At 43.4% G+C, this 25,355-nt stretch carries 20 protein-coding genes; 10 read left to right on the forward strand and 10 right to left on the reverse strand.

Annotation, left to right across the window (positions count from 1 at the left end; genetic code table 11):
- Positions 1–105: 105 nt before the first annotated feature.
- The 10 genes from CIK88_RS08935 to cobU form a co-directional block, all read right to left on the reverse strand.
- A complete protein-coding gene (locus CIK88_RS08935) occupies positions 106–945 on the reverse strand; it encodes a phosphate acyltransferase (RefSeq protein WP_094435963.1) in 840 nt (279 codons plus the stop codon).
- 34 nt (positions 946–979) lie between these two features.
- On the reverse strand, positions 980–2,185 hold the full coding sequence (locus tag CIK88_RS08940; protein ID WP_173815658.1) for a GDP-L-fucose synthase: 1,206 nt from the start codon (positions 2,183–2,185) through the stop codon (positions 980–982).
- Between the two features lie 65 nt (positions 2,186–2,250).
- A complete protein-coding gene (gene gmd / locus CIK88_RS08945) occupies positions 2,251–3,339 on the reverse strand; it encodes a GDP-mannose 4,6-dehydratase (RefSeq protein ID WP_094435965.1) in 1,089 nt (362 codons plus the stop codon).
- 84 nt (positions 3,340–3,423) lie between these two features.
- Positions 3,424–4,491, reverse strand: coding sequence for a mannose-1-phosphate guanylyltransferase (locus CIK88_RS08950; protein WP_094435967.1), 1,068 nt, complete (start codon positions 4,489–4,491; stop codon positions 3,424–3,426).
- 117 nt (positions 4,492–4,608) lie between these two features.
- Positions 4,609–5,238 (reverse strand): DedA family protein, encoded by a 630-nt coding sequence (locus CIK88_RS08955; protein WP_094389414.1) that lies wholly within the window; start codon positions 5,236–5,238, stop codon positions 4,609–4,611.
- On the reverse strand, positions 5,235–6,668 hold the full coding sequence (locus tag CIK88_RS08960) for a lipopolysaccharide assembly protein LapB (protein WP_094435969.1): 1,434 nt from the start codon (positions 6,666–6,668) through the stop codon (positions 5,235–5,237). The genes CIK88_RS08955 and CIK88_RS08960 overlap by 4 nt, the downstream gene beginning before the upstream one ends.
- A 17-nt stretch (positions 6,669–6,685) precedes the next feature.
- On the reverse strand, positions 6,686–8,392 hold the full coding sequence (locus CIK88_RS08965; RefSeq protein WP_094435972.1) for a glutamine--tRNA ligase/YqeY domain fusion protein: 1,707 nt from the start codon (positions 8,390–8,392) through the stop codon (positions 6,686–6,688).
- 409 nt (positions 8,393–8,801) lie between these two features.
- Positions 8,802–9,662 carry an adenosylcobinamide-GDP ribazoletransferase gene (locus CIK88_RS08970; RefSeq protein WP_094435974.1) on the reverse strand — a complete coding sequence of 287 codons (861 nt, stop codon included), beginning with the start codon at positions 9,660–9,662 and terminating at the stop codon, positions 8,802–8,804.
- Positions 9,663–9,683: 21 nt separating this feature from the next.
- The gene (cobT, locus tag CIK88_RS08975) at positions 9,684–10,733 is read right to left on the reverse strand and encodes a nicotinate-nucleotide--dimethylbenzimidazole phosphoribosyltransferase (protein ID WP_094389410.1); all 1,050 of its coding nucleotides are present in this window, start codon (positions 10,731–10,733) and stop codon (positions 9,684–9,686) included.
- The gene (gene cobU / locus CIK88_RS08980; protein ID WP_094435976.1) at positions 10,730–11,236 is read right to left on the reverse strand and encodes a bifunctional adenosylcobinamide kinase/adenosylcobinamide-phosphate guanylyltransferase; all 507 of its coding nucleotides are present in this window, start codon (positions 11,234–11,236) and stop codon (positions 10,730–10,732) included. The genes cobT and cobU overlap by 4 nt, the downstream gene beginning before the upstream one ends.
- Before the next feature lie 174 nt (positions 11,237–11,410).
- Between cobU and CIK88_RS08985 the strand changes: the two genes are divergently transcribed.
- From CIK88_RS08985 to CIK88_RS09030, 10 genes are all read left to right on the forward strand, one after another.
- Positions 11,411–12,559, forward strand: coding sequence for an OmpA family protein (locus tag CIK88_RS08985; RefSeq protein WP_094435978.1), 1,149 nt, complete (start codon positions 11,411–11,413; stop codon positions 12,557–12,559).
- A gap of 452 nt (positions 12,560–13,011) precedes the next feature.
- Positions 13,012–15,531: a glycosyl hydrolase 115 family protein gene (locus CIK88_RS08990; RefSeq protein WP_094435980.1), complete on the forward strand. Its 2,520-nt coding sequence runs from the start codon at positions 13,012–13,014 to the stop codon at positions 15,529–15,531.
- 314 nt (positions 15,532–15,845) lie between these two features.
- Entirely contained in the window at positions 15,846–17,630 is a 1,785-nt protein-coding gene (ilvD, locus tag CIK88_RS08995; RefSeq protein ID WP_094435982.1) for a dihydroxy-acid dehydratase, read from the forward strand.
- Between the two features lie 55 nt (positions 17,631–17,685).
- Positions 17,686–19,395 (forward strand): biosynthetic-type acetolactate synthase large subunit, encoded by a 1,710-nt coding sequence (ilvB, locus tag CIK88_RS09000; protein WP_173815139.1) that lies wholly within the window; start codon positions 17,686–17,688, stop codon positions 19,393–19,395.
- A gap of 54 nt (positions 19,396–19,449) precedes the next feature.
- On the forward strand, positions 19,450–19,992 hold the full coding sequence (gene ilvN / locus CIK88_RS09005; protein ID WP_094435986.1) for an acetolactate synthase small subunit: 543 nt from the start codon (positions 19,450–19,452) through the stop codon (positions 19,990–19,992).
- A gap of 81 nt (positions 19,993–20,073) precedes the next feature.
- Positions 20,074–20,859, forward strand: coding sequence for an acyl-[acyl-carrier-protein] thioesterase (locus CIK88_RS09010; RefSeq protein WP_094389403.1), 786 nt, complete (start codon positions 20,074–20,076; stop codon positions 20,857–20,859).
- Positions 20,860–21,032: 173 nt separating this feature from the next.
- Positions 21,033–22,082 (forward strand): ketol-acid reductoisomerase, encoded by a 1,050-nt coding sequence (gene ilvC, locus CIK88_RS09015; RefSeq protein ID WP_094389402.1) that lies wholly within the window; start codon positions 21,033–21,035, stop codon positions 22,080–22,082.
- Between the two features lie 223 nt (positions 22,083–22,305).
- Positions 22,306–23,610, forward strand: coding sequence for an NCS2 family permease (locus CIK88_RS09020; RefSeq protein ID WP_094436059.1), 1,305 nt, complete (start codon positions 22,306–22,308; stop codon positions 23,608–23,610).
- Positions 23,611–23,669: 59 nt separating this feature from the next.
- Positions 23,670–24,446, forward strand: coding sequence for a dihydroorotate dehydrogenase electron transfer subunit (locus CIK88_RS09025; protein ID WP_094389428.1), 777 nt, complete (start codon positions 23,670–23,672; stop codon positions 24,444–24,446).
- On the forward strand, positions 24,434–25,342 hold the full coding sequence (locus CIK88_RS09030) for a dihydroorotate dehydrogenase (RefSeq protein ID WP_094389401.1): 909 nt from the start codon (positions 24,434–24,436) through the stop codon (positions 25,340–25,342). Before CIK88_RS09025 ends, CIK88_RS09030 begins: the two co-directional genes overlap by 13 nt.
- The last annotated feature ends 13 nt before the right edge of the window (positions 25,343–25,355 follow it).

Genomic DNA, 25,355 nt, shown 5'->3' on the forward strand with positions numbered 1-25,355 from the left:
TTTGATAATTAGTTAATGACTTTCTGCACTTATCTCATTCCCTTGTTGTTTTCTTTTTGGCCTTTCTTTTAGAGTGCCGTTTTTGTGGAAAGGACTTGTTTTGAGTTAATCCGGTAGGCTTGATAGGGCGAAGAGAATGCTGTTGAATTTTGCTTCGGCACAGTCGCCACGTGAAGGTACCACGACTGGATGGGAAGCTCCACAAAGCATTCCTGCTGTTTTCGCTCCTGCAAATAGTGTCATGGATTTGTAGAAAACGTTACCTGCCTCTATGTCTGGCATGATGAGCACATCGGTTTCGCCCATCAATGGTGATTGCAGACTTTTAGCCTGTAAGGCTTTTAAAGAACATGCTGTTTTGATGTCGAGAGGACCATCTACGATACAATCACCATAGATACCATCTTTCGCCATCTGACAAATGTCTTTATAGCCGTCAACGAACGGAAAACGCTTACTTGGTTTCTCAGAACAATGAATAAGGGCAATACGTGGTTGACGGATGCCCATGGCATGACATACTTCTGAAGCGTATCTTACCTGTTCGATGCGTTGCTCGTGAGTGGGATATGGAATTACCGCAGCATCGCTAAAGAAGAGCATTTTGTGGTAGGTGGGTATCTCAGCCAATGTGAGGTGGGTCAGGATACGTCCTTCTGGAAGCAGTCCATGTTCCTTGTTAAGTACCGCACGCAGAAGCTGGTCTGTTCCGATGAGTCCTTTCATAAGGACATCGGCTTCTCCGTTTCTTACCATGGCCACGGCCTTGTTGGCTGCTTCTTCTGGTATGTCATCATTTACATAGATAATTTCTGCCAATCCAAGTTGTTCACATTGGTTGAGCGCAGACTTGGTGGCTTCGTCATAGACGCATACGGCAGCAATTTTACGGCATTTTCCATTCTGCTGCAGTTTGTTACGGAGTTCTTCAAAGGATTGAATCATAGGCTTTAGTTATTTTTTTTTATTGTTAGGATTTCTATATCAGACTTTGCCGATACCATTCAAAGAGTTTTCTTACTCCATTTTCAATCTCTACGTGATGCGTCCATCCCAGTGAGTGTAGTTTGGAAACATCGATGAGCTTGCGCATGGTTCCGTCAGGTTTTGAGGTGTCGAAAACGATCTCACCATTGAATCCTATGGTTTCCCTTATCAATTCTGAGAGTTCTCTGATGGTGAGTTCTTTTCCTGTTCCTACGTTGATGTGACAGTTGCGGATTTCTCCAAGGGCAGGAATTGCACCACCACGTCCTTCAGAATTGTTTCGATCTACGAGACCATTAGTCTTTGCACCGTAGAAAACAGATGAATATTTTTCTATTCCAATGATGTCTTTGAAATCTACGTTTAGGAGGATGTAAACACTTGCGTCTGCCATGTCTTCACTCCATAGAAATTCGCGTAGTGGAGTGCCCGTTCCCCATAAAACAACCTTGTTGTCGTATATGCCGTAGAATTCTAATGCTCTTAGAATACGTTCGTGGCTATTGTTTCCATCAACATTACCTTCTCCGATGATGGCTCGTAATTTGTCCGTGGGGTTGATGGGTCGTTTATTCATATCTGTTTCGATACTCTTCCAGTCTTGTTCGTGGATGAGTTTTGCCAGATAGATTTTTCGCATCATAGCAGGCATGACGTGACTGTTTTCAAGATGGAAGTTGTCGTTTGGTCCGTAGAGGTTGGTTGGCATCACGGCGATATAATTCGTGCCGTACTGTAGATTATAGCTCTCACACATCTTAAGACCTGCTATTTTGGCAATAGCATATTCCTCGTTGGTGTATTCGAGTGGTGAGGTAAGCAAGACATCTTCCTTCATGGGCTGTGGCGCGTTTTTAGGATAGATGCATGTTGAGCCAAGGAACAGCAGTTTCTTGACTTGGTGTGCATAGGCTTCGCTGATAACGTTGCATTGCATTTTCATGTTCTGCATGATGAAGTCTGCACGGTAGAGGGAATTGGCCATGATGCCACCTACGAAGGCTGCTGCAAGGACAACAGCATCAGGTTGTTCTTGGTCGAAGAACTGTTTGACTGCTATTTGGTCAGTCAGATCAAGTTCTTTATGGCTTCGCCCAACGAGATTTGTATAACCCCGTTGCTTGAGATTATTCCAAATGGCTGAGCCTACGAGCCCGTGGTGTCCAGCTACATATATTTTGCTGTTCTTGTCCAACATTGTTGTCTTTGTTTTGACTTTTATCTTGTTTATTTTTACCCCGTTGTGGGGCGCCTTGTTTATAATTATTCTGGGAGCTGTGCTTTGAGGAAGAGTTTTTTGACGAAGGTCATGTCATGGCGAACCATGATTCTGACGAGTTCTTCAAAGGATGTCTTCTGTGGGTTCCATCCCAGTGTGTTTTTGGCTTTTGCTGGATTTCCGAGTAGTTGGTCAACTTCTGCAGGGCGGAAGTATTTAGGATCTACTTCTACAAGAATTTTTCCTGTTTTCTTGTCTATTCCTTTTTCGTCTATACCATCGCCACGCCATTCCAATTCAATACCAGCCTCCTTGAATGCGAGTGTCGCAAACTCACGTACAGTATGGTATTCGCCTGTTGCAATGACAAAATCATCGGGTTGGGGCTGTTGTAGTATAAGCCACATGCATTCGATGTAGTCTTTTGCGTATCCCCAGTCACGGAGTGAGTTGAGGTTTCCGAGATAGAGCTTGTCTTGATAGCCTTGTGCAATGCGTGCGGCAGCAAGTGTTATTTTTCTTGTGACGAATGTTTCACCTCTTCGTTCACTTTCATGATTGAAGAGAATACCGTTACAGCAATACATGCCGTAGGACTCCCGATAGTTTTTCATGATCCAAAAGCCATAGAGTTTGGCTACAGAATAGGGCGAACGGGGATAGAATGGAGTTGTTTCGCTTTGCGGAACTTCTTGTACTTTTCCAAATAGTTCTGATGTTGAGGCTTGGTAGATGCGACAGCTTTTTTCCAGTCCGCAAATTCTTACTGCTTCGAGAAGTCTGAGTACTCCTGTTGCATCAACGTCTGCCGTATATTCTGGCACGTCAAATGACACCTTTACATGGCTTTGTGCTGCAAGGTTGTATATTTCCGTAGGTTTTGTTTCACCAATGATTCTGATGAGCGACGAAGAGTCTGTCATGTCCGCCCAATGGAGGTTGACGAGTCGTTTTTTCTTCATATCGCGTACCCATTCATCGAGATAGAGATGTTCAATTCTTCCTGTATTGAATGATGATGAACGTCTTAGGAGTCCATGTACTTCGTAACCTTTCTCGATGAGAAATTCAGCGAGGTACGAACCGTCTTGTCCGGTAATTCCTGTGATGAGGGCTACTTTCTTGTCTTCCATATCTATGTTATTGTCTTAGTCTTGTTTGGTTTAAGGATTATTTTTCTTTCGTGCGAAATAAAATCGCTAGATTTTTAGACTCGGTTAATTCATTTCAGAGAACTGCTTGATGCGTTGTTCTTCTGAGAGTTTGCAGATGAGCAGGGTGTCGTTGTTTTCTGCTACGATATAACCGTCGAGTCCCTGTACTACCACTTTTTTTTCTTGTGTGGTATGGATCATACAGTTGTGTGACTCTACGAGAGTGATATTATTTCCGATGCATGCATTACCATAGATGTCTTTTCTGGTCTGCATTTGCAGCGAACCCCATGTGCCGAGGTCGCTCCATCCGAAGTCTGCAGGACATACGAAAATCTCTTCTGCCTTCTCCATGATGGCATAATCGACGGATATGTTGTCACATTCTGGGAATGTGCGGTCTATTTCCTCCTGTTCTTTTTCTGTTCCGTATATCGGGAGTAGTGACTCGAAGAGTTTGGACATGACGGGTTGATATACGCGGAATGCATTGACGATGGTTGATACATTCCAAATGAATATACCTGCGTTCCAAAAATAGTAGTTCTTCTTGATATATTGTTTAGCAGTCTCAAGGTCTGGCTTTTCCTTGAAGGAATCCACTCGGAAAATTTCTTTGTTTCGTAAAGAACTGCTTGACAGGTCTGCCTGTATGTATCCGTATCCTGTTTCTGGTCTTGAGGTTTTCATGCCCAGTGTAACGATGGCATCGCTATCAGCCGTAAAATCCAGACACTCGCTTACTACACGTCTGAATTCTACAGGGTCAGTTACGATATGGTCACTTGGTGTGACTACGATATTAGCTTTGGGGTCTTGAGCTTTAATTCGCCAACTGACGTATGCAATACATGGTGCAGTATTGCGCCGACATGGTTCGCAAAGTATATGGTTTGTTGGCATGTCTGGCAGTTGTTGCTGCACCATATGAACATATTTTCGATTTGTGACCACCCATATATTGTCATGGGGGACTACACTTTCGAAGCGGTCTCTTGTGAGTTGGAGCAATGAGCGTCCGACTCCCAATACATCGATGAACTGTTTTGGGGTTTCTTCGGTACTCATAGGCCAGAATCTGCTACCTACTCCTCCTGCCATGATAACGAGATGGTTATTGTTTCTTGACATAAGCAATTTATACGTTGTTGAAAGTTTAAGAAAACGTGGCAAATATACGGAAAATATTCGGTATTAAGAAATATTTACGTCTATTTTATCTGCCTTTTTACAAGAATCTTTGTTTTTTTACTTTTTTCTTGATTTTTTTAGCAACGAACGCACGATGAAATAGCCAATGGCAAGTATCATGATGGCAAGTATGCCAATTTTTATGTATTCGGCATATTCTGTGATTTTATCGTTTAGTTGCTCTTCAGGTACAACGCTGTGGAGGTACCATCCCAGGAGTGCGAGGATAGAATGCCATGCTGCTGCTCCTACTGTAGTATAGAGCAAGAATTTCCAGTAGTTCATCTTGGCGAGTCCTGCTGGGATGGAAATAAGGTGTCTGATGCCAGGTATGAGTCTTCCTGTGAGAGTTGCTACTACGCCGTGGTCGTCGAAGTAGCGTTCGCTTTTCTCTACTTTCTCTTGATTGAGTAGGCATAGTTTTCCCCATTTGCTGTTGGCGAAACGATAGATTACCGGTCTTCCTACGTAGTATGCCACAAGATAGTTGATGGATGCTCCGAAGTCAGCTCCGATTGTAGCGAATAGTATGACAAGGAAAACATCAAGATTTCCTCCTGCAGCATGGTAGGCTGCTGGTGTAACTACGAATTCTGATGGCACGGGTACGACCGTGCTTTCGAGTAGCATGAGGAAGAATATGGTGCCATAGTTGAGGTTGGCAAGGAGTGATGTAATAAAGTTCACTGTTGTTTGCTTTTATGAATCTGTTTATATGCGAAATCGTAATAGTCCTTCGTGGCCATATTCTCGGGAAAGTATGCCCCGAGTATCATGCGCAGTTCGATGGGATTTCGTTCTGCTGCCAGACGGAGATAATAGAGAAAGTCTTCAGCTTGGTTAAGTCTGAGTGAGCATAGTGCGAGAAGTGAAAGTCCTTCTGTGCAATTTTCATCGATGACTGGCAATTTCTCTTTGAGTAGTTGGAGACACTCTTTATATCTTTGACAGTCTGTTAGGGAGATAGCAATTCTTATGAGTGTATGCATCTGGTCTGTTGACAGTTCGAGAGCTTTGTTGAAATATCTATCAGCTGCTTCGTACTGTTTCTCAGTTTGTAGGATATGTGCCCGAGCCACGTAGAGGTCTGTTTTGTTTTCTCCTTTTTCTTCTGCTTTATCCAAAAGTTTTTTTGCCTCTTCGTTATTCCCAAGTGCACCTTGGCAGAGTGCCATTTGATGATAGATAGCTCCTTCGTATTCTCTGGCATTCCCGCTTTCCTTGAGTGCTTTTTCCAACCATTCCAATGCTTCCTTAAACTCATTGGTGTTGATGAGGCAGGTGGCAAGTTGAATATATCCGCTACAATCATATTGTGCATGACTGAGGGCGGTCTTGAAAAATTTTACAGCCTCTTCCCAGTTGCCTTTTCCCATTAATGCAGATGCCTTGATGCCATGTGGAACGGGATCGTCAGGGTCAATGGCAATTGCATATTCGCTGCTATTGATGGCTTCATCGAATTTGTTTTGTGAGAGTTGTGCTTCAGCCAGTACTTTCCAGTATTTCTTGTCGAAAGGATATTTGTCGGCAAGTTCTGTGAATATGCTTTCACATTCTTCGAGTTTCCATGTACCGTAGAGTGCTCTTCCCAATAGTTCTTTATAGTCATCGTCCTTGACGTCACAATATCTCATCATCCATGTATATCCTCTTTCGTATTCTCCATAGTCGAGATAGAGGTTTGCTACGTCTTTGATGAACCATCCGTTGTCATCATTGGTGAGTTCGTGGAATTTTGCTTCAAGGAGCTTTTCTGCCTCTTCTAGCTTGTATTGGTAAATGAGTAGTTCGGCTTTGATGTAGATATAGTCGGGATCGTCTTCGGCTTCAATCATACTGACGTAGTATTCTGCCTCTTTGAGGTTGTCGTTCTGGAGTGCATTTCTTGCCATGAAGACATTGGGCAGGGTGGCGTTTGGGAAGAGGTCTATAGCGTTTTGTGCCACTTCCATGGCTTTATCCATTTGGTCTGTCAACCGATAGTAGTCTGCAATGTCTATGAGGTCGTCTGCATCAAAGAAGGGCGGCATCCCTTTGGATGCTGCCTCTTCGTATGCTTTGAGCATTTCTCTGAACTCTGGGTCGTTGAAGAATTTGTCGTCAGTCAATAGCATTTAAATTGCCTTGTTTCTTATTTGTTTTTCTTTGCCCAGTTGTCTTTTAATCCTACTGTACGGTTGAAGACAAGGTGTCCGGGTTTAGAATCTTCATCTGGTGTGAAATAGCCGATACGTTGGAACTGCAGGAAGTCTCCAGGTTGTTTCTCTTCAAGGAATTTCTCTACATAACAGTTGTTGAGCACGGTGAGAGATTCTGGGTTGAGAAGTTCGCGGAAGTCGCGTTCATCAGCACCAGGGTTTTCTACGGAGAACAGTCTGTCGTATAGTCTTACTTCTGCTTTGATGCAGTGGCCGGCACTTACCCAATGGAGTGTACCTTTGACCTTTCTGTCTGCTCCCGCCATTCCGCTCTTGCTTTCTGGATCGTACTCTGCATAGATTTCTTCAATCTCTCCTGCTTCGTTTTTCTTGCATCCTGTGCAGGCGATGATGTATGCGTTTTTGAGTCTCACCTCTTTTCCTGGTGTCATACGGAAGAATTTCTTGGGTGCATCTTCCATGAAGTCTTCGCGCTCAATCCAAAGTTCGCGGCTGAAGGTGATGTTGTGTGTACCGTCTGCCTCGTTCTCTGGGTTGTTGATAGCTGTGAGTTCTTCTGTCTGTCCTTCAGGATAGTTGGTGATGATAAGCTTTACAGGGTTGAGCACGGCAGACACTCTGCATGCTTTTTTGTTAAGGTCTTCACGTACAGCTGCTTCAAGGAGAGCGTAGTCGTTGAGTGCGTCAAACTTAGTGTATCCGATGGAGTCGATGAAGTTTCTGATGCTTTGTGCAGAGTATCCTCTCCTTCTCATTCCGCAAACGGTTGGCATTCGTGGATCATTCCATCCGCTGACGAGGTTTTCGTCAACGAGTGCTTTAAGTTTGCGTTTTGACATGACGGTATAAGTGAGGTTGAGTCTGTTGAACTCAATCTGTCTTGGGCGGTATTCTGTCTGCCCTTCTTTTTCTTGCAGGAAGTCCACGAATTTGTCGTAGAGTGGGCGGTGAGGCACGAATTCGAGGGTACAGATGGAGTGTGTAACCCCTTCAAAATAGTCGCTCTGTCCGTGTGCGAAGTCGTACATGGGGTATGCATGCCATTTTGTTCCTGTTCTGTGGTGAGGAATCTGAATGATTCTGTAGATGATAGGGTCGCGGAAGTGCATGTTTGGGCTTGCCATGTCGAGTTTGGCTCTGAGCACCATAGAACCCTCTACGGCTTCCGGCGTATTCATTTGTTTGAAGAGCTTGAGGTTCTCCTCTATGGGTCTGTCGCGGAACGGACTTGGCTGTCCAGGCTGTGTGGGCGTTCCTTTCTGTTCTGCAATTTGTTCAGATGTCTGTTCGTCCACGTATGCCATTCCTTTTTCTATGAGCCAAATGGCGAATTCCCACAGTTTATCGAAGTAGTCGGATGCATAATACACATTTCCCCAGTTAAATCCGAGCCACTTGATGTCGTTCATGATGTTTTCGACATACTCTGTGTTTTCTTTAGTGGGGTTGGTGTCATCGAATCGGAGGTTGCAAATTCCGTTGTATTTTTCTGCTACTCCGAAGTCCATGCAGATGGCCTTGGCGTGTCCGATGTGTATGTATCCGTTAGGTTCCGGTGGGAATCGTGTCTGTATGCGTTTGCCATTTTTGCCCTCTGCGAGGTCGTTTTCTACAATCTGTTCAACGAAGCTAATGCTTTTTTTCTCTTCGTTCTCTGTTGTTGTTTTCTCTTCAGTCATATTATGTGATACGTTTTTGTTTTCTTTTTGTTGGAGCAGTCTATGCTACATGTGTGATATAGTGATGTTTGTTAGCTTGACGGCTATAGTTTGCCCTTCGTTTGCAAAGATACAATAGAAATCTCTAAAATCTCAAGAAAAGCGGTAAAAAATGTGGAATTAGGTCGAAAACATGTTATATATCATATAAAAATATTTGTGTTAGTTGAAAAAAAGAAGTACCTTTGCAGACGTTATCCTGAATACAATCTTTTTACCTTAAAAGGACTAATACCTGTTTCGTGATGTCTCTGCTGTGAAGTTGGGACATCGCTTTTTTTTTGTATTGGCAAGATGACGTTATGTGGGTGAGTATATTGTTAATACAGGGTCATTTGAATATTTTTTCCTGTTCCGAGATGTTGGGCCATTATAATGTGGCTGCGCAAGTGAGGTAAAACGAGAGTTCTGTTAAAAGGAATGTGGCTCCGCAGCAATCGCCCGTATATCCCTGCAATTTGCGGTTCATCAGCAGATAGAGCAGATAGAATACAATACACGGAACGGCAACCAGCACTTCTATCGATGAAAATGGAACGGCAAACCATTGGTTCATCATCCAGCCCCAACCTACTAAGGGCATTAGTCCGGTGAGAGCCAGTCGGAGACCAGCCTGGAGTCCGTATTTTACATAAACGGTTTTAGATTTAGCCTCTTCCTCTTTACGGGCATAGGGTAGAAACATGATGAGTTGACCGCTTACCATCTTACAAAATGGGTCGGCTGCAAGAATTGTCGAAGCAAGAAGAAGTGTTGAAGCGGAATCGGCATTATCCAAAGCGAAGGAAGGCGTGAGGGTGGTTATTTCATGATCTCCGATGGCGAGAAGTGTAGTGGCGAGTAGTGCAAAATAAAGAATCAGTCCCAAAACTCCGTATGTGCCTATATGTGAGTCTTTCATGATGGAAAGGATGCGTTCACGGTTGTAACCACCTCCGAAACCGTCAAGAAAGTCTGCAAGACCATCTTCGTGGAGCGCCCCTGTGGTGAGGATTCGTGCGATGATGGCTAATAATACCGCTACGGGCAAGGTGAACCATGCGCTTGTTATATAGAATGTTAGAGCCATGATTCCGCCTGTGAGCCATCCGGCCAAAGGCCAGTATTCCACAACGTGCTGATAACATGCTTTGGAGGGTGAACACAGTCGCCAGAAAGGCAGTCGGGTGAAGAAGATGAGTGCTGCCATAGGAGTCTCCCACCATTTTGTTTGGTCTATGCGAAGTCTCATGATTGTTGTTTTTTTCGATGGTTAGAAATATTTGGTGATGTGTGCATTATCGAAATTATTCATCTCCTGCATCATCCGTACGCTACTCTCCAAAATGCCAAAGGAGCAAAGTGCTCCTGTGCCTTCTCCCAGTCTCAGACCAAGATTCAATAGTGGCTGCACTCCCATACTGTCAAGCAGAAGTTTGTGGCCGCTTTCGTCACCACAATGGGCAAATACCATGTATTGTTTGGCTTGTGGGTAGAGTTTGCTTGCGGCCAAGGCACATGCAGACATGATGAATCCGTCTATTAATATAATAAGGTGTAATTCTGCCGCACGCAACATGGCTCCAATGGCTGCCACCATTTCGAATCCGCCGAAATAACGTATTACCTCCCATGCATCCTCTTCCTGACCTCCATTGGCTTTGAATCTGTTTACTGCCTCGTTCAGTACCTCGTATTTATGATTGATGCCCGCTGTATTGAGTCCTGCGCCAGCTCCGATGCAGGTGTTGAGTGGCAGATGGGCAAACAGGCTCATCCATATGCTGCTTGGCGATGTGTTGGCGATGCCCATTTCTCCTATAGAAATCACCTGGCACCCTTCTTTCTGACAGCAATCCACCATGTCGCGGCCTATGCCGAGTGCTTGTTCCATTTCTTCCTGACTCATGGCCGCTTCATGCAAGAAATTGTTAGTGCCCCAAGCGATTTTGCGTGGAATGATACCTTCTATAGATGAAAGGTCGTAATCCACTCCGACGTCGATAATCTTCAAGTCGAAACCGTATTGTCGGCAGAACATATTGACTCCGCCTCCGCCACGTGTGAAGTTTATCATCTGTTGCCAAGTCACTTCGCGTGGCGAGACGCTTACTCTTTCGCGCTCAATACCATGGTCTGCACCAAATAGCAAGTGACTGGGATGATGCAGGGTGGGCGATAGTGTCTGTTCTATCAAGCATATCTGTAATGCGAGTTCTTCCAAGCGGCCCAATGAGCCTTTGGGTTTGTTGAGATTGTCGATTTTCGACTGAATGGTAGGACGAAGTGAATCGTCGAGAGGATAAATATTAAATGTTGTCATTTGATTTTTACTGAAATTCCACTAACCATCAGAATTACCTCGTCGGCCTTTGAAGCCACATATTGGTTGAACCATCCCAGTAGATCTGTAAATTTGCGTTGCACGGCATTGGCACTTACTCCACCCGATCCAATTTCGTTGGTTACGAAAATGAATGTGGCATTTTGACTCACCAAGCGGTCAAATTCCTGTTTCAGTTTGTCGAGCACTACGTCAACCTCCTCTGCTTCGCAGAAGAAATTAGTGGCCCAAAGCGTCAGGCAGTCCACCAAAACCACACGTCCTGAAAAATCGTGACGACTCAGTGCGTGTTCCTCTTCTATATTAGTCCATTGTGGTCCACGACGCTCCTGATGGCGACGTACACGCTCGCGAAACTCATCGTCCCAAATATGGGCTGTGGCCAGATAAACAGGGTTTTCGCTGAGTGTTAACGCCAATTGCTCTGCTTTTTCACTTTTTCCAGACCGTTGGCCTCCGGTGATAAGGATTATTCTGCTCATAAAATGCAAAATTAAAATAAATTCTTCAATAAATTTTTCTTTTCGATGGAAAAATTTGTCTATTCGTAGAGTTTTCTTAGGAAATGTTTGGTAGTTATTTTTTTTTTTTGTTACTTTGCAGCTCGAAACTTAAGTAATTAAACGTTACAACATATTATATAATCATTAAAAACGATGAAAAAAGTATTTTTAATGCTTGCCGTTGCAGCTTTTTCTGCACAGGCTATCTCTGCTCAGACTGTAGAGGAAAGTGAGAATCAGGACAACTGGTATGTAGGTATCAAGGCTGGTGCGAGTGCAAAGGCCACAGGTGTTTCAGTATTCAACAACATTAACCCTTCTGCCGGAATTCGTGTAGGCCGCTGGTTTACTCCAGTATTCGGTCTCGCCGTTGAAAGCGACGCTTATGCCCGTACACGTGGATTCGGTAGCTACAGTACATTGGTTCGTGCGCTCAACACTTCAGTACTCGGTACTACAAACTTCAGCAATTGGTTTGGCGGATACAAAGGCGAGCCTCGCAACTTTGAGGTAATCGGTGTTTATGGACTCGGTTGGGGTCACGCTTTCGGTACTTCTAACGAGCGTGAAGGTCAGGACAACGATGTACTGACATCTAAGATTGGTCTTGATTTCGCTTTCAACCTTGGCGCAAACAAGGCTTGGCAGCTCTATATTGAACCAAACCTCGTGTATGGTCTCAATGCAGATGGTCAGGACATCAAATACAACTTCGGTACCGCAGCCTTCGGAGTTAACGTAGGTTTGAACTATAAGTTCGGTAACACCAATGGTACTCACAATTTCAAAATCGCACAGCTCCGTGACCAGGCCGAAATCGATGGCCTGAATGCCAAGATTAACGAGCTCCGTGCTGAAAATGCTAACAAGGACAACAAGATTGCTGCTGATGGCCGTACCATCGCTGACCTTCAGGCTCAGCTCGCTGCTGAAAAGAGCAAGCAGCCTGAGGTGAAAGTCGTTAAGGAAAACAATACTCAGCTCCAGCCAATCGTCATCTTCGGTCAGGGTAAGAGCACCATCGACGCAGCTCAGTATGCAAGCATCGAAATGGTTGCTAAGTACATGCGTAATCACAAGAATTCTAAGATTATCGTTCGTGGCTACGCTTCACCAGAAGGAAGTGCAGAAATCAACGAGAAGATTTCTATCGCACGTGCTAACGCTGTGAAGAACGCTCTTGTTAAGCGTTACAAGATTGCGGCCAGCCGCATCACTACTGAGGGTCTCGGTGCAACCGACAAACTCTCAGAGGAGGTTGACTTCAACCGCGTAGCTATGTTCTTCGATACTACTAAGTAATAAGAACTCAGCATTTAGCGACAAATAAACAGTCCGTCTTGTGGAGTATTTTCTGCAAGACGGATTTTTTTGATTATAACTTTGAGACATCTGTACTTCTGTCGCTTTCTGAATAGTGAAATGCCTAAAGTATTACCCTAGAACGTCCTTTCTTCTTCCCAACTATCTTCTATTATTGTCCCAAATCTGATGGGACTTACTTGGGATTTACTTAGGACTTACTTATGACTCGGTTTTTAGGAATATTATGCCTTTCTATGAATGGGTCAATCCCGAATGCATCCCGAATGCATCCCGAATGCATCCCGAATGAGAATATAGTGAAGGCCTCATTAAAAAAACGACTGAAATCTCGCATGCAAAACTTTGTTTGTTTAAAATGACGGACAACGTTATCATTTTTGAGAAATAATGTGTAACTTTGCATCCGAACTTAAAAACAATATACACTTATGACAACTATTCAAATCATCAAAACAACATTATTGGCTTTTGTTGCCCTCTTTGGAATGCAAACCATAAAGGCTGCAGAGCGATTTGTAAATTTCAATCAAGGAGACCTGCTCCTTAACCCACAAAAGCAAGTAACCATCACAACGGATGAAGCAGATTTTAAAGCCGTTGATATTGCCGTACATGCTTTGGCAGCAGACTTCGGGCGAGTAACAGGACAAGATGCCGTGCTTCAACATCAGGCGGATGCAAAGATTATAGTGGGAACTATAGGGCACTCTAAATTTATTGACCAACTCGCAAAGAAAAAACTTATCGATGCAACACAACTTAAAGGAAAACGCGAGAAGTTTATCATCACAACCGTAGGAAAACAACTCATTATTGCAGGAAGCGACAGAAGAGGTACTGTCTATGGAATCTATGAACTTTCTGCACAGATGGGTGTGTCGCCATGGTACTATTGGGCTGACGTTCCTACTGAAAGACATGACGAGATCTATGTCAACCGAGGAATATATACTGACGGAGAACCGGCTGTTGCTTACCGAGGAATCTTCCTCAACGATGAAGCACCGTGTCTTTCTACATGGATTAAAAATACATTTGGTACTAATTATGCAGACCACCATTTCTATGAGCGCGTCTTTGAACTTGTGCTCCGACTGAAAGGAAACATGATGTGGCCTGCCATGTGGATGTGGTCGTTCTATGCAGACGATCCTGCCAACGAGAAAACGGCCAACGATATGGGTATTGTCATGAGTACCTCACATCATGAACCAATGGCAAGAAACCATCAGGAATATGCACGTAGAAGAGCAGAGTGGGGACCATGGAACTATAATACCAATAAAACAAAGTTGCAGCAGTTCTTCCGTGAAGGCATCGAGCGCATGAAAGGAACCGAGCAGCTCGTAACCATAGGAATGAGAGGCGATGGCGACGAAGCCATGAGCGACGAAGCCGATACGCGACTCATGCAGCAGATTATTGCAGACCAGCGAAAGATTATTGCAGACGTAACAGGAAAGAAAGCAAGCGAAACGCCCCAAGTCTGGGCGCTCTATAAAGAGGTGCTTGACTATTATGACAAAGGAATGAAAGTTCCTGAAGACGTTATTCTTCTCCTTTGTGACGATAACTGGGGAAATGTGCGTAGAGTACCGAATGCACAAGAACGCAAGCATAAAGGAGGATGGGGACTCTATTACCATGTGGATTATGTGGGAGCACCGAGAAATTCTAAATGGCTCAACGTCACTCCTATGCAGAATATGTGGGAGCAACTCACTTTAGCCTACGAAAACGGAATACAGGCGATGTGGATTCTCAATGTTGGCGACCTTAAGCCAATGGAATTTCCCATCTCTATGTTTATGGATATGGCTTGGAATCCAAGAAAATACGATGTCAACAATATCACAGAGCATGCCCGCCAGTTCTGTCTTCAACAGTTTGGAGCAAAACAGGCAGACGAAGCAGCCCGTCTGCTCAATATCGTCTGCAAACTCAACGGACGATGCACGGCAGAAATGATGGATGCGAATACCTATAATATAAATACAGGTGAATGGAAACAAGTGGTCGATGAATACGCAACTCTTGAGCGCGATGCGCTCAGACAGTATCTCACACTCGACGAGAACCAGCGCGATGCTTATCAGCAAATCATACTCTTCCCGATACAAGCCATGGGTAATATCCATCAAATGTATTATGCGCAAGCCATGAACCGTAAACTCTTCAAAGAGGGAAATCCTGATTGTAATCTTTGGGCAGATCGCGTAGAACAGGCGTTTAAGCGCGATTCTACACTTTGTGCTGATTATAACCTCAAAATGGCAGGTGGAAAATGGAATGGAATGATGATTCAGAAACATATCGGTTACACTTCATGGAACGATGACTTCCCGGCAGACAGGATGCCAGAAGTGAAACGCATTGAAAATCCTACAAACGGAGGATATGTGTTTACAGAGGCAAATGGAGTGGTAGCCATGGAAGCAGAACACTACTATGCTGCATCTGATGCATCAGAAGCAAAATGGACTATCATACCAGACATGGGACGCACAAGAAGCGGAGTTACCCTAATGCCTTATACCAAAGGTGTGGAAGGGGCAAGCCTGACCTATCGATTCCGTATGCCAAACGGAGTGAAGAGTCCACTCAAAATACACATCGTAGTGAAATCCACCCTCGACTATCTTAACAAAGGCGGACTTACTTATAGTGTGCAACTCGATCAAGGAGAGGTTCAAACAGTCAACTTCAACCACAATCTCAATGAGAAAAAGGAAAATATCTATTCCATCTATTACCCAACCGTGGCAAGAAGAGTAGTGGAAAGTATTGTTACACTCCCAGTAGTAGAAGGCGAATTCCATACCCTGACAATCAAACCTAACGATCCTGCTATCGTCTTCGAAAAAATCATCGTTGACGCAGGAGGATACAAACCGTCGTACCTCTTCATGAATGAAAGTACATGCAAAATTGATGCAAGTCAAAAATAAAACGGCTCTATGAAATTATGTCAAAAAAGTGCATTAATCATACAGAGATTAAATGTATCTTTGCACTCAGAAAACATACATAGGTACGAATCAAAGGTAAAGAGATTGTTAAGGAAACGAAAGCGAGCCGATGGAAACTACGGCTCGCTTTTTTCTGTAATTCACTATGAAACTTTCAATTTATAAGCAAAAACCGAAAAACCTCTAATGTTTCGTTGGTGATTAGGCGGAAAAAGTGTAACTTTGCAACTCAATATGGTGAGATGGTGGAGAAAATCCACATAAAAAGGAATAAACAAACAAACTAAATAGATATGAAACACCAATTACGCAGTGCAGTATGCACAGAAGGAAGAAGAATGGCTGGAGCCAGAGCTCTTTGGGTGGCTACAGGAATGAAACATGAGCAATTTGGAAAACCGATCATTGCCGTTGTCAATTCGTTCACCCAGTTTGTACCCGGACATACGCATCTGCACGAAATAGGACAAATCGTAAAGGAAGAAATAGAGAAAATGGGATGTTATGCTGCCGAATTCAATACAATTGCTATTGATGACGGAATTGCAATGGGACATGACGGTATGCTCTATTCTTTGCCCTCAAGAGATATTATTGCCGACTCGGTAGAGTATATGGTCAATGCACATAAAGCAGATGCAATGATCTGCATCTCAAATTGTGATAAAGTGACTCCAGGAATGCTCATGGCTTCCATGCGACTCAATATCCCTACAGTATTCTGTTCCGGTGGACCTATGGAAGCAGGAAGATGGAGAGGAGAAAATGCAGACCTTATTACTGCCATGATCAAAGGAGCTGATAATTCTATAAGCGATGAAGAACTGCAGCAAATAGAACAATGTGCATGTCCAGGATGCGGTAGCTGCTCTGGAATGTTTACTGCAAATTCCATGAACTCGCTGACAGAAGCCATAGGACTCTCATTGCCAGGAAATGGAACAATCCTCGCTACACATGAACGACGCATAGAACTCTTCAGAAAGGCAGCAAGACAGATTGTAAAGAATGCATTGGCCTATTACGAAGATGGAGACGAGAGCGTTCTGCCTAGAAATATCGCAACCAGAAAAGCGTTCCTCAACGCCATGACACTCGATATTGCTATGGGAGGATCTACCAATACAGTACTTCATCTGTTGGCTGTGGCACAGGAGGCTGGCGCAGACTTTACAATCAAGGATATTGATGCATTGAGTCGCAAAACTCCTTGCTTGTGTAAACTTGCTCCAAATACGCAAAAGTATAGCGTCCAGGAATGTAATAGAGCAGGAGGAATCCTCGGAATACTCAACGAACTCAATAAAGGTGGACTCATTGACGGAACAGCGGCGCGTGTGGATGGAATGACACTCGACGAAGCTATGAAGATATATGATGTTGCCAATCAACCTGAAATCTATTTCTCAGCACCGGGACAACGTTTCAGTACAAAGATGGGTTCTCAAAACGAGCAATATCCGACTCTCGATGTTGATCGTGAGAATGGATGCATACGTGATATTGAACATGCCTATACCAAAGATGGAGGACTGGCTGTACTCTTCGGAAATATAGCTCAGGATGGATGCGTTGTGAAAACAGCAGGTGTCGATGAGGCTCTTTGGCATTTTGAAGGTCCCGCTGTGGTCTTCGACTCACAGGATGATGCCTGCGAGGGAATCCTCGGAGGAAAAGTCAAAAAAGGTGATTGTGTAGTCATCACACACGAGGGTCCGAAGGGTGGTCCTGGAATGCAGGAAATGCTCTATCCTACATCATACATTAAGAGCATGCACATGGGTAAAGAGTGTGCACTTATTACCGACGGACGATTCAGCGGAGGCACGTCAGGATTAAGCATCGGACACATTTCTCCTGAGGCCGCTGCAGGTGGAAATATTGGAAAGATAAAGGATGGAGACATCATAGAAATAGATATTCCAAACCGCAGAATCAACGTGAAACTTTCAGAAGAGGAGCTTGCTGCAAGACCACAACAGCCGTTGAAGAGAAACAGACAAGTGTCGAAAGCCCTTCGCGCCTATGCGCAGAGCGTTTCATCGGCAGATAAAGGTGGAGTGAGAATAATCGACTGAAAATAACGGCAAAGGAAGCCGCGACGATGATTAAATGAAAGAAATAGAGAATAGTATGGAAAAAATAAAAGGAAGTGAAGCGTTGATGCTCGCATTAAAGAACGAAGGGGTAACAACAATCTTTGGTTACCCTGGAGGTTCTATCATGCCTGTCTATGATGCACTCTACGACTATACAAGAGGTGAGAAAAAAGCCTTTGATCATATTCTTGTCAGACACGAACAAGGAGCTGCGCATGCTGCAGAAGGCTATGCAAGGGTTAGCGGAGAGGTTGGAGTATGCTTGGTCACAAGTGGACCAGGTGCAACAAACACGCTGACTGGTGTGGCTGATGCTATGCTCGACTCAACTCCTATTGTGGTTATTGCCGGACAGGTTCCTATCGGAGCGTTGGGAACCGATGCCTTCCAAGAGGTGGATCTTGTGGGATTGGCTCAGCCCATCTCGAAATGGAGCTATCAAATCAGACATGCGGAGGATATTGCATGGGCGGTAAGTCGCGCATTCTATATTGCAAGAAGCGGAAGACCTGGACCTGTCGTACTCGACTTTCCTAAAAACGCACAAACGGAAGACGTCGAGTTTGTACCTCAAAAAGTTGACTATGTTCGCTCGTATGTGGCTTATCCTAAACTCAACAAAGAGGCGGTGGCAGAAGCCGCTCGTATGATTAACGAAGCAAAACGTCCCCTTGCCTTGGTTGGACAAGGCGTAGAACTCGGACATGCTCAGCAAGAACTACTGAATTTCTTGGAAAAAACCGATATTCCTGCAGGACGTACCATGCTTGGACTTAGTGCTTTGCCTTCCAATCATCCGCTTAATGTTGGTATGTTGGGAATGCATGGAAACTATGCTGTCAATCTGAAAGAACAGGAATGTGATGTTCTTATTGCCATCGGAATGCGATTCAGCGACCGTGTAACGGGTAATCTAAAAACATATGCCAAACAGGCAAAAATCATTCACCTCGATATTGACAAAAGTGAAATTGACAAGAATGTGAAAGCTGATGTGGCTATCATTGCCGACTGCAAAGAATCTCTTCCGGCATTGACAGCTCTTGTTAATAATGCCAATCATAAAGAATGGCGCGATTCTTTCCTGCCACTTCATGAGCAGGAACGCAAGCGAGTGATAGAACCCGCCATACATCCTACAGAAGGCCCTCTTCTGATGGGTGAAGTCGTGAATGCTGTGGCAGAAAATACTCCAGATGATGCTGTCCTTGTAACCGATGTGGGTCAAAACCAGCTCTTTGCAACCCGCTATTTTAAATATCATCACAAAAGAAGTATCTGTACAAGTGGTGGACTTGGAACTATGGGGTATGGAATGCCTGCCGCTATAGGAGCAACTTTTGGAGCTCCTGGCCGTATGGTTTGTTGTTTTATGGGTGACGGAGGATTCCAAATGTGCATAGAAGAATTGGGTACGATTATGGAACAGCAAGCCCCAGTAAAGATGATTCTCATGAATAATCATTATCTTGGAAATGTACGCCAGTGGCAGGATATGTTCTGGCACAGAAGACAATCGTTTACCAAAATGATGAATCCGTGCTACGAACTCATCGCGCAAGGATACGGCATCCCTTATGAGGCAGTTACAGACCGTGCACGTTTGGCACAAGCTATAAAGAAAATGGCAGAAACTGACGGACCTTATATTCTGGAATGTGCTATTCTGGAAGATGATAATGTGTTACCGATGACACCTCCGGGACTTAGTGTCGATGATATGATGCTCGACGTTCAGGTTTAATAAAAACAAGTAAGCGAACGTTCTCCAAATGTAAACAGAATAAAAGGAAATAAGATGAACGATAAAACATTATATACATTGTTGGTCTATTCAGAGAATATTGCTGGTATTCTCAACCAGATAACTGCTGTGTTTACTCGAAGACAAGTTAATATCGAAAGTTTGAATGTATCGCCCTCAAGTATTGAAGGCGTTCACAAATATACTATTACAGCCTGGAGTGATGAAGACCAAATTACTAAGATTACTAAGCAAATTGAAAAGAAAATAGATGTGGTGAAGGCTAACTATTTTACAGACGATCAGCTGTTTATACGAGAAACCGCATTCTATAAACTTTCAACGGAAATGGTATTCGGAAATCCAGAAATCTGCCAGGTTATCCGACGCTCAGATGCTAGTATTACTGAGGTTAATCCTACCTATGTTATCGTGATGAAATTCGGTATTACTGAAGATATCCTTAAATTGTATCATACACTCAACGACTATGGATGTGTATTGCAATATACGAGAAGTGGACGTATTGCGGTGACCCGATCAACACAAGAACAGGTTAGTGAATTCCTTGATGAAAGAGAAAATAATCATGTTTAGAAATCGCATTTGCAGATAATAATGCAAATAACGAGAGGCAAAATACATAATTATTGGTAGATCATTAAAAGAGATATATTGATGGACAGTCAAGATAATAAGACTATAGGAAAGATTGGAAGATATCAGTTCCTTGCAGAACCTTTCCATTGTGATTATAGTGGCCGTTTGTTTATGGGACATCTTGGAAATCATTTACTTAATGCAGCAGACTTTCATTCTACCGACCGAGGGTTCGGTATGCGCTATCTGATGAAAGCAAAGCGAGCATGGGTATTGTCCCGATTAGCAATAGAAATGGAAGAAATGCCATTTCAATACACACCATTCACAGTTGAGACATGGGTGGAGGGTGCAATGCGCTATTTCACACAGCGAAACTTTGCCGTTAGCGGTAAAGATGAACAGGGAAATCAAAAAATATATGGCTATGGACGCTCTATATGGGCAATGATTGATGTTGATAACCGCCAACCTACTGATATACTTGCTGTCAACGACGGAGCTATCCAACAATGGATAGAAACAGAAAAGGAATGTCCGATAGATAAAGGAGGAAGGGTGAAAATGACCAATCAAGCACAATATGTGCGTACCATAGACACCTATTATAATGATGTAGATATCAACGGACACGTCAACTCTGTGAAATATATAGAACATGTTCTTGATTTATGGCCTATTGACTGGTATCGGACACACCGAATCAAACGCTTTGAAATAGCATATGTGGCTGAGGCACATGCAGGTGACAAACTTTCGTTTTATCGAGAGAATGGTGCGGATGAAAACGAATTCTGCATACGAATTTGCAAAGACGATGGCATAGAAGTATGTAGAAGTAAAGTTAAATTTGTAAAAGATTGAAAGAAAATTTGGTTGTTTGGTGATAATTTGTTATCTTTGCAGCCAGAAAAGAAATAGTTAATCCATTGGCGTCGCTTCGAGTAAGCGAGGTGTTGGACCAACAAGACGACTGCTCTCGTGAGGGCGGGCATGGTTCAAGTGGACATGTACAACACATTAAACAATTTGCATATATGGCAGAAATGAATTTTGGTGGCGTAGTAGAAACAGTTGTCACCAGCAAAGAATTCTCACTCGAGAAAGCACGTGAAGTTTTGAAAGATGAAGTAATCGCAGTTATTGGCTACGGTATTCAGGGACCTGGACAGGCTTGTAACCTGCGCGACAATGGTTTCAATGTCATTGTTGGACAGCGTCAGGGTAAAACTTATGACAAGGCCGTTGCTGATGGTTGGGTACCAGGTAAGACCCTTTTCTCTATTGAAGAGGCTGCAGAAAAGGGTACTATCCTTTGCATGTTGCTTTCAGATGCAGGTCAGATTCAGGTATGGCCTAATATTAAGAAATATCTGAAACCCGGTAAGACATTATATTATAGTCATGGTTTTGCAATCAACTGGAGCGACCGCACTGGTGTGGTTCCACCAAAAGATGTTGATGTAATCATGGTTGCGCCTAAGGGATCTGGTACTTCTCTTCGTACCATGTTCTGTGAAGGTCGCGGTCTGAACTGTTCATATGCAGTATATCAGGATGCAAGTGGTAAGGCAAAAGAGAAGACCATCGCATTCGGTATTGGTATTGGAGCTGGTTATCTCTTTGAGACAACATTCCAACGTGAAGCTACTAGTGACTTGACTGGTGAGCGCGGTTCACTGATGGGTGCTATACAGGGACTTCTTCTTGCTCAGTATGAAGTATTGCGCGAGAACGGACATACTCCTTCAGAAGCATTCAATGAGACAGTTGAAGAACTTACCCAAAGCCTTGGCCCGTTGTTCGGTGAAAAGGGTATGGATTGGATGTATGCTAACTGCTCTACAACCGCACAGCGTGGTGCTCTCGATTGGGCTCCTCGTTTCCATGATGCAATAAAACCTGTTATGGAGTGGCTCTACTATTCTGTTAAGACTGGTAATGAAGCACAGATTTCAATTGATGCTAACTCAAAGCCTGATTATCGTGCCGGCTTGGAGAAAGAGCTTGAAGCTATGCGCAATCAGGAAATGTGGCGTGCAGGTGTGACTGTTCGCAAACTCCGTCCTGAAAACCAGGAAGACTAAGAGATCATTCTTTTAGAATAGAAAGAATTTATTTGATATTGGACCGTTACCCTCGACCAAGGGTAACGGTTTTTTTCCATCTGAAGATGAGCGCATAAGATAAATGTCTTTTATTGGTATCTTAGTTAAGAAAAGCTCATCTATAGCATTATATCTCAAAATAATTCATTAACTTTGCATGCAGTTTTTAAATGATACTCTAACAAAAGCAATTTTTAAGATAATGAATACGCTCAATCGTCTCTTTGGATTTAATCCTGCAACAATGTCGCTGAAAAAAGAACTGCTCGGTGGCATTACTACCTTCCTTACAATGGCTTATATTCTTGCCGTACAACCGTCTATACTCAGCAATGCAGGAATGGATCCAGGAGCTGTTTTCACAGCAACGGTGCTCTCCTCTTTGGTAGCTACCATCGTTATGGCTCTTTATGCTAAATTGCCTTTTGCACTGGCCCCTGCAATGGGACTGAATGCATTTTTTGTCTATACCATTGTCTTGAAGATGGGATATTCTTGGCAATTCGGACTTACGGCCGTTTTTATAGAAGGCGTAATTTTTATTCTTTTGACCATTGCAGGCCTACGTAACAAGATTGTTTATGCCATGCCAATACAACTTAGAAAGGCAATATCACCAGGTATCGGGTTGTTTATTGCTTTTATAGGTCTTCAACAGGCTGGCATTATTGTTCATAGTGACGCAACACTTGTTACACTTGGCGATCTTCATACAACGCCAGTTTTAGTCGCTCTTTTCGGTATTGTTATTAGTGCAGTTCTTATGGTGAGAAATGTTACTGGAGGATTGTTGATAGGCATTCTTGCAACAACAGCCATCGGAATTCCTTTGGGAGTAACAGATGTGCAACATGTTAAAACAATTGTAGATACTCCACCGAGTCTTGCCCCTGTATTCTGTAAAATGGATTGGCAGAATATCTTCACACCTGATATGGCGATTTGTGTGTTTACTCTCCTGTTTATGGATATGTTCGACACATTAGGTACACTTATCGGTGTAGGTAATAGAACAGGATTTGTAGAAAAAGACGGAACGATGCACGGCATGAACAGAGCTTTTTTTGCTGATGCTGTTGGAACAACGTTTGGTGCAATCGTTGGAACATCTACAGTCTCGACCTATGTAGAGAGTGCTGCAGGTGTGAACGTTGGTGGTCGTAGCGGACTTACTGCTATGACAACTGCCGTTTGTTTTATACTTGCGCTTTTCTTTGCCCCTTTGTTCCTCTTGATTCCCTCTCAGGCAACAGCACCGGCAATGATTATGGTTGGAGTCTTTATGATGGTTGGCGTCCGTGATATTGATTTTCATGATTATGCGAAAGCAATTCCTTGTTTTATCTGCATTATTATGATGTCTCTATGTTACAGTATTTCCGATGGTATTCTTCTTGGACTCATAACTTGGGTTATGGTACATGCATTTAGTGGTAAATACCGTGATTTGTCAATAGGTTCTGTTATCCTTGCCCTTCTGTTTATAATGAAGTATATGTTTTTATAAGCGATTTAGTTCAGGAAATGTTAGTAGAACATGACGAAAACTATAAAATAATGATGAATATGAAAAAATATATATGTGATCTTGTGGTGAAGAGTGTTGATCACATCAGTTCGAAACATGTGCTGATTAAATTGACACACGAAGAACCTTTACCTGAAATGTTTCCCGGACAATTTGTCGAAGTAAGTATGGAAGGTGTTGATGGCGTTTTGCTTCGCCGTCCAATCTCAATTAATTTTGTAGATAGAACGAATAATGAACTCTGGCTTATGGTGGCAATGGTCGGCAAGGGCACACGCTACTTAGGACAGGTACAAGTGGGGGATGTTGTCAATTGCGTATTGCCTCTGGGTAATAGTTTTACTATGCCCAATAAGTCCTCAGAACGCCTGCTTCTTGTAGGTGGAGGAGTGGGAGTGGCTCCATTGTTATATATGGGTGCAGAAATGAAACGCTTGGGAGTAGAACCGACATTTCTGCTTGGTGCACGTTCCAAGGGAGACTTGTTAGAATTAGATCTTTTCAGTCATTATGGCCGTGTTTGTATTACAACGGAAGATGGAACTGAAGGAGAAAAAGGGTTTGTAACCAATCACTCGATTTTAAAGAAAGAAACATTTGATAGAATAGTTACCTGTGGTCCTAAACCCATGATGATGGCTGTGGCACGATATGCTTCTCAAGCAAATGTTGAGTGTGAAGCGTCATTGGAGAATATGATGGCGTGCGGTCTTGGAGCTTGTCTCTGTTGTGTAGAGAAAACAGTAAAGGGTAATCTTTGTGTCTGCAAAGATGGTCCTGTATTTAATGTAAAACAATTGTTATGGCAGATCTGAAAGTGAATATAGGCCATCTGGCACTTAAAAATCCAGTAATGACGGCCTCGGGAACATTTGGCTATGGATTAGAGTTTGCAGACTTTATTCCCCTTGACGGTTTAGGAGGATTCATCGTTAAAGGTACCACGTTGAAAGCACGTGAAGGTAATGATTATCCGCGTATGGCAGAAACTCCCAGTGGTATGCTCAATTGTGTAGGATTGCAAAATAAGGGTGTGGATTATTTCTGCCAGCACATCTATCCCCAACTTAAGGATATAAATACTAACGTCATTGTAAATGTTAGCGGTTCGTCACCAGACGATTATGCAGAATGTGCTTCGCGCATTGACGCTCTTGACAATATTCCAGCAATAGAACTCAATATTTCTTGTCCCAATGTCAAGGATGGAGGAATGGCTTTTGGCGTAACTTGCGCTGGGGCAGAGAGTGTGGTAAAAGCTGTACGTGAACGTTATCATAAAACGTTAATAGTGAAACTTTCGCCTAATGTTACAAATATAGCCGACATTGCTCGTGCTTGTGAAGCACAGGGCGCAGACAGTGTTTCGCTTATTAATACATTGATGGGAATGGCCATTGATATAGAAAAACGTCGTCCTGTACTCAGTATCGGTACTGGTGGCTTGAGCGGTCCTGCGGTTAAACCTGTTGCATTACGTATGGTGTGGCAAGTTGCTCGTGCGGTTAAAATTCCTGTTGTTGGACTTGGTGGTATAATGAATGCCCATGATGCTATTGAATTTCTTATGGCAGGTGCCACAGCTATTGAGATAGGAACAGCAAACTTTATAGATCCATCAGTTACCATAAAGGTACGTGATGGCATTGATCGTTGGCTTGATGATCATGGATGTCATTCTGTCCGTGAAATTATAGGTTGCCTCGATTGATACTTCTTTACTG

It is taken from the genome of Prevotella sp. P5-50, assembly GCF_002251295.1.
Lineage (GTDB): Bacteria > Bacteroidota > Bacteroidia > Bacteroidales > Bacteroidaceae > Prevotella.